The sequence below is a fragment of the Streptosporangium sp. NPDC048886 genome, from assembly GCF_055586905.1.
The window spans coordinates 1-12,603 of sequence record NZ_JBVJHH010000005.1 but is presented as its reverse complement, the minus strand read 5'-3'; the positions used below and the strand labels follow the sequence as shown (position 1 = coordinate 12,603).

8 protein-coding genes are annotated in these 12,603 nt (G+C 73.5%); 4 read left to right on the top strand and 4 right to left on the bottom strand.

Annotated features, from left to right (window positions below):
- Window positions 1-4: 4 nt before the first annotated feature.
- A complete protein-coding gene (locus ACZ6R6_RS07170; protein WP_470090915.1) occupies window positions 5-1,219 on the bottom strand; it encodes an amidohydrolase in 1,215 nt (404 codons plus the stop codon).
- Between the two features lie 176 nt (window positions 1,220-1,395).
- Here ACZ6R6_RS07170 and ACZ6R6_RS07165 point away from each other — a divergent pair, with 176 nt between their 5' ends.
- Both ACZ6R6_RS07165 and ACZ6R6_RS07160 read left to right on the top strand, forming a co-directional pair.
- Window positions 1,396-2,232 (top strand): AraC family transcriptional regulator, encoded by an 837-nt coding sequence (locus ACZ6R6_RS07165; protein ID WP_470090913.1) that lies wholly within the window; start codon window positions 1,396-1,398, stop codon window positions 2,230-2,232.
- A gap of 4 nt (window positions 2,233-2,236) precedes the next feature.
- Window positions 2,237-2,656, top strand: coding sequence for a VOC family protein (locus tag ACZ6R6_RS07160; protein WP_470090911.1), 420 nt, complete (start codon window positions 2,237-2,239; stop codon window positions 2,654-2,656).
- Window positions 2,657-2,717: 61 nt separating this feature from the next.
- Here ACZ6R6_RS07160 and ACZ6R6_RS07155 read toward each other — a convergent pair whose 3' ends face one another.
- From ACZ6R6_RS07155 to ACZ6R6_RS07145, 3 genes are all read right to left on the bottom strand, one after another.
- A complete protein-coding gene (locus tag ACZ6R6_RS07155) occupies window positions 2,718-4,214 on the bottom strand; it encodes a serine hydrolase domain-containing protein (RefSeq protein ID WP_470090910.1) in 1,497 nt (498 codons plus the stop codon).
- 174 nt (window positions 4,215-4,388) lie between these two features.
- Window positions 4,389-5,813: an alkaline phosphatase PhoX gene (locus ACZ6R6_RS07150; RefSeq protein ID WP_470090908.1), complete on the bottom strand. Its 1,425-nt coding sequence runs from the start codon at window positions 5,811-5,813 to the stop codon at window positions 4,389-4,391.
- 457 nt (window positions 5,814-6,270) lie between these two features.
- Window positions 6,271-8,088 (bottom strand): AfsR/SARP family transcriptional regulator, encoded by a 1,818-nt coding sequence (locus ACZ6R6_RS07145; protein ID WP_470090907.1) that lies wholly within the window; start codon window positions 8,086-8,088, stop codon window positions 6,271-6,273.
- A 214-nt stretch (window positions 8,089-8,302) separates the two neighbouring features.
- On the opposite strand from ACZ6R6_RS07145, the gene ACZ6R6_RS07140 reads away from it, so the two are divergent.
- Together ACZ6R6_RS07140 and ACZ6R6_RS07135 are read left to right on the top strand one after the other, a co-directional pair.
- Window positions 8,303-11,764: an amino acid adenylation domain-containing protein gene (locus tag ACZ6R6_RS07140; protein ID WP_470090905.1), complete on the top strand. Its 3,462-nt coding sequence runs from the start codon at window positions 8,303-8,305 to the stop codon at window positions 11,762-11,764.
- Window positions 11,761-12,528, top strand: a complete 768-nt coding sequence (locus tag ACZ6R6_RS07135; RefSeq protein ID WP_470090904.1) for a thioesterase II family protein — start codon at window positions 11,761-11,763, stop codon at window positions 12,526-12,528. Before ACZ6R6_RS07140 ends, ACZ6R6_RS07135 begins: the two co-directional genes overlap by 4 nt.
- Window positions 12,529-12,603 lie beyond the last annotated feature (75 nt).

Sequence of the window (12,603 nt, the reverse complement as noted above, 5' to 3'; positions counted from 1 at the left end):
CAGGTCAGGGCGCCTGGTAGTAGGGGTCGGCGACCTCGCCCTCGCCCCTGTCCGTCGAGAAGCTGTAGACCTCGCGGCCCTGGATGAACACCCGCAGCGCGCGGCTCATGACGTCGAGCGGGTCGCCCGACCAGATGACGACATCGCCGTCCAGCCCCGGCCTCAGTGCTCCGACCCGGTCGTCCAGGCCCATGATCCTGGCCGGGTTCAGCGTGATCGAGCGCAGCGCGACCGCGGGGTCCAGGCCCTCCTTGACCGCGAGCGTCGCCTGGTGCACGAGGAAGTGGATCGGCACGACCGGGTGGTCGGTGGTGATCGCCAGCTCGACGCCGGCACGGGCCAGGATGCCGGGATTGCGCAGCGACCGCCGGCGCAGCTCCACCTTCGACCTGCTGGTGAACAGCGGGCCGACGATCACCGGGATGTTCCTCTCGGCGAGTGTGTCGGCCAGCAGGTATCCCTCGGTGCCGTGGTTGATCACCACGCGGTAGCCGAACTCGTCGGCCAGCCTGAGGGCGGTGGCGATGTCGTCGGCCCGGTGCGTGTGCTGGCACCACGGCAGCTCGCCGTCGAGCACCCGGACGAGGATCTCCAGCGTGCCGTCGCGGTCGAACGGCTTGCCCTCGGCCTCGGCGTGCTCCCGCTTGGCCCGGTAGTCCTGCGCCCTGGTGAACGCGTCGCGGATCACCGCGGCCACGCCCTGCCGGGTGGAGGGCAGCTTCTTCTGGTCGCCGTAGACCCGCTTGGGGTTCTCGCCCAGCGCGCTCTTCACGCTCACCGGCTCACGGACCAGCATGTCGTCGACCGTACGGCCCCAGCACTTGACGGCGACCGTCTGTCCGCCGATGGGGTTGCCCGAACCGGGCTTGATGACGGCGGTGGTGACGCCGCCGGACAGGGCGTCGGCGAAGCCGAGGTCGGCCGGGTTGATCGCGTCGAGGGCGCGCAGCCGGGCGCCGTTGGGGTCGGTCATCTCGTTGGTGTCCTGACCGGCCCAGCCCTCGGCCTCCTCGTGGACGCCGAGGTGGCCGTGTGCCTCCACGAAGCCGGGCAGCACCCACGAGCCGCCCGCGTCGACCGTCGTGACACCGGCGGGCACGCTGACCTCGGCGTCGGGGCCGACCGCCACGATCTTGCCGTCCTGGATCAGGACGGTGCCGCCGTCGATCGGATCACCCTCCACCGGTACGACGAACCCACTGATGATGGCAATGTCCATGGAGGGAACCTACCGGCACCCCGTCCGGCCGCCGGAGGGCGATCGCCCGTGGGGGTGCCTCACGCGTGCCCGCGCCTCGGACCCGCGTCTCGTGCCCGCGTCTCGTGCCCGCGTCTCGTGCTCGCGCCGTCGCCGGGCCGGGAACGCCCCGGGGCGGCGGGCCGTAACCTGGGCGGATGGAGGAGCCGCCGGAGTACGGTCAGCGTCGGCCCGCGCCGGTGCTGCGCCGTTCCGTGTCCAGATACACCGGTTACCGCATGACCGGTCCGCCGGGGCTGCACCACGGCCTGCCGTCGGGGCACCTGACCCTCATCGTGTGCCTGTCCGGCACGCTCGACGTGGTCGCGATGCCTGACCCGGCCCGCCCGCCGGTCTCCTCCGTCTCGATGGTCGCCGGGCTGCACGACGCCCCGGCCGTGATCTCTCATGACGGCCGGCAGCACGGTGTGCAGCTGGACCTGACCTGGCAGGGGGCCCGGGCGCTGTTCGGTGTGCCCGCGGGGGAGCTCGTCGGCGACGTGGTCGACCTGGCGGCCCTGCTCGGCCGCCGCGCCGGTGAGCTGGCCGACCGGCTGGCCGGCGCGGCGGGCTGGCGGCAGCGGTTCGACGTGCTCGACCACGTCCTGGCCGGGCTCGCCGACGAGCGTCGCGCCGAGCCCCCGGCGGAGGTGACCCGGGCCTGGCGGCGGCTGGCGGCGACGGGCGGGCGGTTGCCGGTCGGCGAGCTGGCCCGGGAGCTGGGGTGGAGCCGGCGGCACCTCGGCGAGCGGTTCCGCCGCGAGGTCGGCCTGTCCCCGAAGACGGCGGCCCGGGTGATCCGCTTCGAGCGGGCCTGCCGGCGGCTGCGGTCCGCGGCCCGCCCGCCGCTGGCCGAGGTGGCCGCCGAATGCGGCTACTTCGACCAGGCCCACCTGGCCCGGGAGTTCCGCGCCCTGGCCGGCACCACCGCGACCGGATGGCTGGCGGAGTTCCCATCCGTCCAAGACCAGGGGGCCGGCCCGGCTCCAGGATGAGTCCATGACACAGACCAACAGCGCCGGCGCCCACGCGGCCACCGGCACCCCCTCGGTGTGGACCTGCCTGACCTATCGCGACGTGCGGGCCGCGTCCGCCTTCCTCGTCGAGGCGTTCGGCTTCGTCGAGCGGGCCTGCTACGGCGAGGGCGAGACCGTGCACCACGCCGAGCTCGTCTGGCCGGCCGGGAACGGCGGGGTCATGCTCGGGCCGGCCGCAGCGGGCAACGAGTGCGGTCAGCCGGTGGGCGCCGGCTCGGCCTACGTGGTGGTCGACGATCCCGACGCCCTGTTCGCCCGGGCCGCCGCAGCCGGTGCGCGGGTCGTGCGGGGCCTCAGGGACGAGGATTACGGCGGCCGTGGCTTCACCGTGCGCGACCCCGAGGGCACCCTGTGGAGCTTCGGCACCTATCAGGGCGCGTGACCCCGTGCCCGGGTCCTGAGCACGCCGTCCGAGCGGTGGAGCGGGAGGCGCCCCGGCCCGATCACGGCCGGGGCGGGACGGCGGGCGGGACATCGGCCGGCCGGCGGCCTGTTCTGATCAGATGGAAGCCGCGCGCCGCGATCACCACGGCGCCCGCCAGGGCGGCCGTCCCGAGCCAGACGTAGAGGGGCAGCCACAGGTAGGTGATCTGCTCCATGGTGCCGGCCCGGTTGTAGAGGAAGCCGAAAACCGAGGCGAGCGAGGTGAAGATCACCAAGGGGAGGGCGTACGGCGACAGCCGCAGGACGGCCCGCCACAGGGGACGCCCCGCCCTCCGCCGGGCCCAGCGCCGTGAGCGGAGGGCGCCGCGCGCGCCGAGCGCGAGGGCGAGGAGCGTGAGGCCCGCGAGAACGAGGTCGGCGGTCATGGTGAAGGGCGCGGTGGGTTCCGGGGTCCTGCCCTGGGCCAGGTCCACCAGGCCCCGCGCGATGAGCACGCTGTCGTCGTCGGGGCTCATCCCGGTGTTGGCGACGACGGCGACGCCGTAGCCGTCGGCGGGGACCAGGATCTGCGCGGAGTTGTGGGTGAGCAGCCAGCCGGTGTGCTGGACCCACGTGGAGCCGTGCTCAGGACCGCCGCGCTGCCAGCCCATCCCGTAGGTGCCCCCCTTGGGAGGGGTCCACATGGTCTCGATGCTCCGGCCGGAGACGATCCGCCGGCCGTCGGCGGTCTTCCCCCCGCTGTTCTGCGTGATCAGCCAGCGGGACAGGTCGGCGGCCGTGGTGACGACGCCGTGGCCCCCGTTGGTGAACCAGCGTGGATGGGCGCGCGGGATCACCTGGCCGTAGGCGCGGATGTATCCCCTGGCGGCGCCCGGCATCTCCGTGGTGCTGTCGACGGTGGTGGTGTCCTCCATGCCGATCGGCCCGAACACCTCGGCGGACATGTATTCGGCGAACGGGACCCCGGCTACGACCTCGACCAGCCGTGCCGCGACGAAGTAGTTGGGGTTGTGGTAGCTCATCCTGGTCCCCGGTCCGGTGGCCAGCTCCGCGTCGCGCATCCGGGCGACGGCGCCGGTCAGTGTGTCCGGCTGCGGCAGGGTCAGGTCGGGGAAGGCGGAGTCGGCCATGCCGGAGGTCTGGTTCAGCAGCTGCCGTACGGTGATCCCGGCGGCCCGCGGGTCGGCCAGCCGGAACTCGGGCAGATACCGGCGGACCGGCGCGTCCAGGTCCACCCTGCCCGCCTCGACCAGTTGCATGACGGCCAGGGCGGTGAAGGACTTGGAGAGCGAGGCCACCGGCATCGGCGTCCGCGCCGTGACGGCCCTGCCGTCCGCGCCGTGCCCGTAACCGGCGGCACGTACGACCCGGTCGCCCCTGGTGACCGCGACCACGGCACCGGGCAGGCCGGTCCGCCGCAGATAGTCGTTCACGTAACGGTCGACGGCGGCCGCGTCGAGGGCGCCGCCGGGCGGGGCGACGGCCGCGGCGGGGGGCAGGGCCGCCGGTATCAGGACCGCGGCCACCAGTACGGCACATGCCACCAGCTTCTTCACGATGCACTCCGTCACTGCTCCGGATGGGACTCCAAGGACCATAGGGAGCAGGGGAGGGCGGCCGTATCGCACGATCGGCGCCGCTCACCCCTGACTTTCGTCAGGGGTGAGGCGCGGAGGGCGGCCGGCCGTGGCCGTCATCCGGCGGCGTGGCGCCCCGCGGTCGTGCGGCCGTCAGAGGTGGTGGCCTCCGTCGCCGTTGCCCGGCCGGCCCCAGGGACCGGTGATCGCGAACACATAGCCCGGGGTCTGGATGTTGGCGAACAGGATCTTCCCGTCCGCGCTGAAGGTCGGGCCGGTGAACTCGCTGTCGTTGAGCTCGTTGCGGGCCATCGGGTAGGCCTTCCCCTGCTTGGTGACGCCGACCAGGTGCGAGAGGCCCTCGCCGTCCTCGGCCAGGATGATCCCGCCGTACGGGGAGACCGTGATGTTGTCCGGGCCGTCGTAGTCGGTGTCCTGCGCGGGGTCCGGGTTGACTCCGAAGATGGTCCTGAGGGTGACCGTCTCCGACCTGGGGTCGTAGAACCACACCTGTCCGTCGTGCTCGTTGACGCTGCCGTCGCCGGTGCGGGCGTAGCTGGAGACGAAGTAGGCGCCGCCGTCGGCCCACCAGGCGCCCTCAAGCTTGCGGCTGCGGGTGACCTGGTCGTCGGTGAACTGCTTGCGCACCGAGACCGTCGCGGCGTCGCGGTCCGGCACGTCGATCCACTCCACCCGGTAGCGGGTGCCCGGCTGGGTGGCCTCGGACAGGTCGGCGATGTGCCTGCTCCCCTTGAAGCAGCTCATGGCCTGCAGGGTGCCGGCGGTGTCGCCGCCCTCACCGAGCGCCAGCGCCCGGAGCGCGCCCTTGCCGCCCCGGAAGCGACTGGGCGGGGTCCAGCGGAAGTACAGGCCGTTCGGCCCGCCCGCGTCCTCGGTCTCGTAGATCGCGGAGGTGTGCGGGTCGACCGCGACGGCCTCGTGCGAGAACCTGCCCAGGAACTTCAGCGGGACCGGGTCGAGGTTGGCGTCGCGGTCGAACGGGTCCACCTCGAAGACGTACCCGTGGTCCTTCTGGAAGGCCCCGCCGGCGCGCTGCTCGGTCTCCTCGCACGTCAGCCAGGTGCTCCAGGGGGTGATGCCGCCCGCGCAGTTGTTGTGCGTGCCGGCCACGCTGACGTACTCGCGGATCCGGTTCCCCTGGCCGTCGACCTCGATGTTGGTGGTGCCGCCGCGTGCGCCGGGGTCGTAGGTCAGGCCCGGCAGGGCCGGCACGGGGTAGGGCTCGTTCCCGCCGATCTCGTGGTTATTGACCAGGACGGAGCCGTTGCGTCCCCGGAAGAACCCGGTGCCGTCGGCGTCGCTCGGAGTCGGCTCGCCCGTCTCCAGGAGCGTCTTGCCGGCCTGGGCGACGATCTTGTAGGAGAAGCCGCGCGGCAGCGCGAGCAGGCCGGCCGGGTCGGCGATGACGGGGCCGTAGCCCACCGCCTTGAGGCCGGCCTGGGCGGTCTGGGCGGCGGCGGGGCCGGCGATGGCGTCGACGCTGCCGATGATGGCGATGCCCAGGCCACCCGCGGCCCCGGAACGTAGCAGGTCGCGGCGCGAGATCGGGGGAGTCATAGAAGTACCTTTTTCATCCATTTTGGTTATGTATGACGGGACTCAAGTCCCCCAGGCTGAACGCTTCTTCCCCCGATGCGGTCACCAGGGTGAACGGACGGCGAACGATCGGCCGCGGCGCCGGACGGCGCCCCGTGGGCCATCGGTCCGGCGTACGGCGGGCTCCCGCTCCGGCGCGGCGGGCTCCCCGCTCCGCGGCGACCTCCGCCGCCCTTGACGGCGGCCGGGGCGATACGCGGGGACCCGGCTCCCGACACCCTTCTCGGCGCGCCGGGAGAAAAACGATGTTTTTGTGATCATAAAGAGACCGGGAGCGGGTGGGTCACGGGGCGCGGCCCCGGCTTGACCGGATTCTCCGCGGCGTTCTTGATACGGGCGGCGTTAACGCGAATTCGGTGAGTTATCAGGCTCGGGCATGGCCTCTCATATCAGGTCATCTCGCGCCTGTGAACATTGGTCAGGCCCCCGGGTCGAGGGCGAACAGCCGGACCAGCTCGTCGAGGCGGTAGTGGAACTGCCCGGCCTGGCCGTTGTCGACCACCGAGGCGGAGCGGGTCTCGACCAGGGCGCCGAGGTGCCGCCCGGCGGAGTCGTGGTCCAGGCCGCAGACGGCGGCGACGGTGCCGATCGTGAAGTCGACGGGCCCCAGCCGGGCCAGTCGGGTCAGCGTCTGCTGGACCTCCTCGTTCATCCGCGAGTAGCTGTGCCGCAGGCCGTCCCGTACGGTCAGGTCCGCGACGCTCAGCTCGTCCAGGCGGCCGCGCTCGTCACGGAGCAGGGCGGCGAGGGCGGCGAGCGGCCAGTGCGGGCGGGCGGCGAGCCGGGCGCCGCAGATGCGCACCGCCAGGGGCAGCCCGCCGCACAGCCGGACCAGCTCGGCCGCGGCGTCGGGCTCGGCGATGACCCGTTCGTGCCCGGCGACGGCCGCCAGGAGCTGGATGGCGTGGTCGGTGTCGAACCCGTCGAGATCCACGAATTTGGCGCCGCTGACGCCCACCAGCCGGGACCGACTGGTGAGGAGGACCGAGCACGCCGAGGAGGCGGGGAGCAGCGGCCTCACCTGCGCCTCTCCCACGGCGTCGTCCAGCACGACCAGGATGCGGCGGCCGTTCATGAGGCTGCGGTACAGGGCCATGCGCTCGGCCAGGTCGTCCGGGACGGCGGCCTTGCCGACCCCGAGCGCCCGCAGGAACCGTCCGAGCACGCGGGCCGGGGATTCGGGAGCGTTCCCGGTGCCGCGCAGGTCGGCGTAGAGCTGGCCGTCCATGTACATCGGCGCCAGCCGGTGCGCGACGTGCACGGCCAGGGTGGTCTTGCCGGCCCCGGCCGGGCCGGTGACGCCCGCGATCAGCGGGGCCGGCCACGCCGGGTCGTTCAGCAGCCCGCCCAGGTGGTCGAGGAGCACGGCGATCACCTTGTCGCGCCCCAGGAAGTCGGCGGTGTCGGCGGGGACCTGGTGAGGCACGACCGTGCGTCCCCATCCCGTGCCGTGGACCCGTTCGAACCCGCCGAGCGGATCCTGGTCGAGCACGGTGAGGTAGGCGCGCTGGGCGTCCGCGCTGGGCGCGACGCCCAGCTCGTCGGCGAGCCGGGATCTCAGCCGCTCATACTCCATGAGCGCCTCGGCGGGCCGGCCGCAGGCGGCGTACAGCTCGATCAGGCGCGTGTGCAGCGGCTCGTCGAACGGCCGGGCCCGGGCCAGGGCGCGGGTTCTGGGCAGCAGCAGCTCGGGGGCCTGGACCGAGATGGCGAGCGCGGCCAGCCGCTGCAGGCACATGGCGTGGTCGTCGTCCAGGGCCCGTACCGCGGGGTCCTCCCGCACCCCGTCGGGGGCGCCGTCCAGCACGGAGCCGTGCCACTGTTCGAGCGCGCCCATCAGGGAGGACAGGCGCTGGTGGGGATCGAGGCCGGCGGTGTCGGAGTCGGCGGCCAGCGCGGCGCGGAACCGGGCGGCGTCGATGAGCCGGGGCGGCAGCCGCAGCCGGTAGCCGCTGTCGACGTGCTCGATGGAGGCGACCGCGCCGGCCTTGTCGCGCAGCCAGGAGCGCAGCCGCGACACGGCGGTGCGCAGGGCGATCGTGCTGCCGGAGCCGTGGCCCCACACCTGCTCCAGCAGCCGTCTCTCGGCGACGACCTCGCCGTTGTGCAGCAGCAGCACGGCCAGCAGCATGCGGGGATGCCGTGCCGGCAGCGCCACCGTGATCCCGTCCCGGCAGACCCGGAACGGTCCGAGAATCTGGAAGTCGTACGTGGGAACAGCCCTGTCGACGATCATGCCTGTTCCTCCGCCTGGGCCCCTCACGCTCCGTTGCGGAAGGACACCCCTAAGCCGCATTTACCTCGTTTGCGGACATAGCAATCTTACGGCCAATGATCGGCAATGTCCGGCCTTTAACGTTCCATGTGGCAGATGGCCGCAAGTCGTACCTAACGGCGTAACACGGGTAACGGCGGATCCAGATGGTGAACAACATGCGGGAATTCCGGTAATGCAACAGATGGTAGTCGGCCGATTCCTCGACGTCGTTAACAGCAATTCTGACCGCGTTGCGGTGTATTCGGTTGATGCTTCAATCACTTACGGTGAGCTCGCCGCCGCCGCCGGCGGGATCCAGCGCCTCGTCGCCGAGGCCGGCGGCCGTCCGGGAGGGCGGGTCGGCCTCCTGACCGGTCACGACGCGACGGTCATCGCCGCCATCCTGGGGACCCTGCTCTCCGGCTGCGTATACGTCCCGCTGGACCCCTCGTATCCGGTGCCGCGGCTGGCGTACATGGTCGACGACGCCGACGTGAGCGTGCTGGTCACCACCCGCAGGCACGAGGCGCTCGCCCGGACCCTCCTCGGCGATCGGCCCTGCGCCGTGGTCCTCGTCGAGGACGCGACCCCGGCGCCGCCGGTGGCCCCCGAGACGGTCGAGCCGGACAGCGTGGCCTACCTGCGCTACACCTCCGGATCCACCGGCGTGCCCAAGGGGGTGGCCCAGAGCCACCGGAACCTGGCGCACTGCGTCGGCAACCAGATCGAGAGCCTGTCGATCACCTCCGAGGACCGGCTCAGCCTGCTCGCCTCGGTCAGCTTCGACGCCTCCATCCCGGACATCTACCCCGCGCTGCTGAGCGGCGCGGCCGTGGTGCCGATCGACGTCCGCGCGCTCGGGCCGGGCGAGCTGGTGCGCCGCCTGGCCGACCTGGGCGTGACCGTCTACCACTCCACCCCGACGCTCTACCGCTACGTGCTCGACGCGCTGGGGCCCGCCGGCCGGCTGCCCGCGGTCCGCGCCGTGCTGCTCGGCGGCGAGCGGGTGACCGGCTCCGACGTGGCCGCCGGCCGGGGACGTTTCGCCGACCGCTGCCAGTTCGTCAACGGGTACGGGGCCACCGAGGCCACCTTCGTGGCCCACCACCGGATCTCCTTCGACCCTTCGGAGGCCGGGCCGGAGCCGGGCCCCCTGGTGCCGATCGGCCGTGCGCTGCCTGGCTACGAGGTGGTCCTGCTGGACGCCGACGGCGGCGAGGGCGAGATCGCCATCCGCAGCCCGTACCTGGCCCTGGGGTACTGGCGGGACCCCGAGCGCACCGCCGCGCGATTCACCACCGACGGCGACGGCAGGCGGGTCTACCGCACCGGAGACCTGGGACGTGAACTGCCCGACGGCACGCTGGTCTGCCTGGGCAGGCTGGACCGGCAGATCAAGGTGCGCGGGTTCCGCGTCGAGCCGGCCGAGGTGGAGACGCACCTGGCGGGACAGCCCGGGGTGGCCAGGGCCGTGGTCACGCTCGCCGGGGACCGGCTCGTCGCCCACGTCCAGCCCGCCCCCGGCGCCGTGCTCGATCCGGCCGCGATGCGGCGGAGCGCCGCCGAGGTCCTCCCGGACCATCTGGTCCCCGCGTCGATCATGGTGCTCGACGCGCTGCCGCTCACCCCGACCGGCAAGGTGGACGCCCGGGCCCTGCCCGCTCCGGGCCCCGTCCGCGACGGCGAGCGGCCGGCCACCCCCGCCGAGGCCACCGTGCACGACGCCTGGTGCGAGGTGCTCGGCGTGGCGCGGATCGGCGTGACCGAGCCGTTCTTCGACGCCGGCGGCCACTCCCTGCTCCTGGGACGGCTCCAGCAGCGCCTGTCCGAGACGTTCGGGACTCCGGTGCCGATGATGACGCTGTTCGAGCACACCACGGTGCGGGCCCAGGCCCGGGCCCTGTCCGCCCCGGCCGACACCCCGCCCCCGCCGCCGCCGTCGGCCGCGGTCCCCTCCGCCGCCGACGACTTCGACGACCTCGACGACCTCGACGGCCACATCGCGGTGGTCGGCCTGGCCTGCCGCTTCCCCGGCGCGCCCGACCCGGCCGCGTTCTGGTCCGTGCTGTCCGACGGAGTGGACGCCATCTGGGACTACCCGGAATCGGAGCTGCGCGAGCTGGGCGTCGGAGCGGGGCTGCTGGCCGACCCCGCGCACGTGAGGGCCGGCGGGAAGCTGGACGGGGTGGCGGACTTCGACGCGGAGTTCTTCGGATTCACCGCCGAGGAGGCCGCGCGCACCGATCCGCAGCACCGCCTGTTCCTGGAGACGGCCTGGGAGGCCCTGGAGGACGCGGGATACGACCCGGGCCGCTTCGACGGCCAGATCGGCGTGTACGCCTCCACCTCGGCCAACCGCTACTTCCTGTTCCACCTGTTCGGCAACCCCGCCGCCGGCGCCCCGGACGACCCCGACGACTGGGAGGGGCGGCTCCTGCCCCACCAGCGCGCCGACCACCTGCCCGGGCAGGTCGCCTACCGGCTCGGGCTGACCGGACCGGCGGTCGCGGTGCAGACCGCCTGCTCCAGCTCCCTGGTCGCGGTGTGCATGGCCGCCCAGAACCTCGCCGACCACCGCTGCGACCTCGCGCTCGCGGGCGGGGTCAGCGTCACCTGGCCCCGCTACCGGCACACCCCCGGCGGGATGGTCTCCCCGGACGGGCGGTGCCGCGCCTTCGACGCCGCGGCCAACGGCTCGGGATTCTCCAGCGGGAGCGGCGTGGTGGCGCTCAAGCGGCTCGCCGACGCCATGGCCGACGGCGACCACGTGTACGCAGTGATCCCCGGCTGGGCGGTCGGCAACGACGGCGCCGCCCGGGCCGGCTTCGCCGTACCGGGTCTGAGCGGCCAGGTGGCCGCGGTGACCGAGGCCCTCGGCGACGCGGGGATCTCCCCCGACGAGATCGGCATGGTGGAGGCGCACGGCAGCGGCACGCCGCTGGGCGACGCCATCGAGGTGGAGGCGCTGACCCGGGCCTTCCGGGCGGCCGGCGCGCGGGACACCGGTCACTGCGCGCTGGGCGCGGTCAAGACCAACATCGGCCACACCGACGCCGCCTCCGGGATCGCGGGGTTCATCAAGGCGGTCCTGTCGGTACGGCACGGGCAGATCCCCGGCAACCTGCACCTCGACTCTCCCAACCCGCAGCTCGACCTGGAGCGCGGGCCGTTCTACCTGCCCGCCAAGACGGTGCACTGGCCCGAGGGCCGCCGGCGGGTGGCCGGGGTCAGCGCGATCGGCATCGGCGGCACCGGGGCCCACGTCCTGGTGGCCGAGGCGCCGCAGCCGCAGGCCACGGTGCCCGCCTCGGGGGGCCGGTATCTGCTCCCGATCTCCGCCCGCTCTCCCGAGGCCCTCCGCGCCGCGATCGTACGGCTGCGCGAGCACCTCGCCGCCAACCCGCACCTGTCACCGGCCGACGTGGCGCACACCCTGACGGCCGGGCGCCGTTCCTTCGCCCACCGGGCCGTCGTGGAGTGCGGCAGCCTCGCCGAGGCGATCGCGGCCCTCGATCCCGACCGGCTGATGTCCCAGGCCGGCGCGCCGGATACGCCGCCTTCCGGCTCCGCCGTCCCAGGGCGGCGGGTACCGCTGCCGACCTACCCCTTCCAACGACAGCGCTACTGGATCGACCCGCCGGGAGGCACCCGATGACCACCCTGACGGCCCGCTGGTTCCGGTGCGCGCGGCCCCTGCCGCACGCGCCGCTCCGGCTGTTCTGCCTGCCGTACGCCGGTGCGGGCGCGGGCGTGTTCCACCCCTGGCCGGCCGCCCTCGCCCCCGACGTGGAGGTGGTGGGCGTCCAGCTACCGGGCAGGGAGAACCGGATCGTCGAGCCACCCGAGATCGACCTGGCCGAGCTGGCCGACGCGGTCGCCGATGCCGTGACCGCAGACAGCCGCCCCTACGCGCTGTACGGGCACTCGCTGGGCGCGCGGCTGGCGTTCGAGGTGACACGGCGGCTGGACCATGCCGGCGCGCCGCTGCCGGTCCGGCTGTACGTGGGCGCCGCCCGCGCGCCGCACCTGCACGCCTCCGCCGACACCTTCGACGGGCTCTCCCGCGTCTCCGACGACGAGCTGGTGACCCGGGTGGTGGCCGGGGGCGGCGTGCCCGAGGCGGTCGCCGGCGAGCCGGAGCTGCTGGAGCTGCTGCTGCCGACGCTGCGGGCGGACTTCGCCTGGCTGGACGACTACGTCTACCAGCCCGGGCCGGCGTTGCCGGTGCCCATCACGGCCTTCGCCGGCGCGCTCGACCGGGCCGTCTCGATGGAGCAGGTGGCCGCCTGGGAGCGGCACACCACCGCGGGCTTCGCCCTGCACCGCCTCGACGGCGGTCACTTCTTCCTCCAGGACAGGCTGACGGACCTGACCGCCCTGCTGTCGGCGGACCTCAGGGCCGCGGGCGGTGGGCTGTGACGAAGGTGAGATTGGGAGAGAGCGGCTGGTCGGTGTGGCCGGACGCGTTGCTGCGCACGACGGGCTTCCCCGCCG

Bases quoted from the DNA above. Each gene is read 5' to 3' on its own strand.
- ACZ6R6_RS07170 (WP_470090915.1), bottom strand. From the start codon at position 1,219: ATGGACATTGCCATCATCAGTGGGTTCGTCGTACCGGTGGAGGGTGAT.
- ACZ6R6_RS07165 (WP_470090913.1), top strand. From the start codon at position 1,396: ATGGAGGAGCCGCCGGAGTACGGTCAGCGTCGGCCCGCGCCGGTGCTG.
- ACZ6R6_RS07160 (WP_470090911.1), top strand. From the start codon at position 2,237: ATGACACAGACCAACAGCGCCGGCGCCCACGCGGCCACCGGCACCCCC.
- ACZ6R6_RS07150 (WP_470090908.1), bottom strand. From the start codon at position 5,813: ATGACTCCCCCGATCTCGCGCCGCGACCTGCTACGTTCCGGGGCCGCG.
- ACZ6R6_RS07145 (WP_470090907.1), bottom strand. From the start codon at position 8,088: ATGATCGTCGACAGGGCTGTTCCCACGTACGACTTCCAGATTCTCGGA.
- ACZ6R6_RS07140 (WP_470090905.1), top strand. From the start codon at position 8,303: ATGCAACAGATGGTAGTCGGCCGATTCCTCGACGTCGTTAACAGCAAT.
- ACZ6R6_RS07135 (WP_470090904.1), top strand. From the start codon at position 11,761: ATGACCACCCTGACGGCCCGCTGGTTCCGGTGCGCGCGGCCCCTGCCG.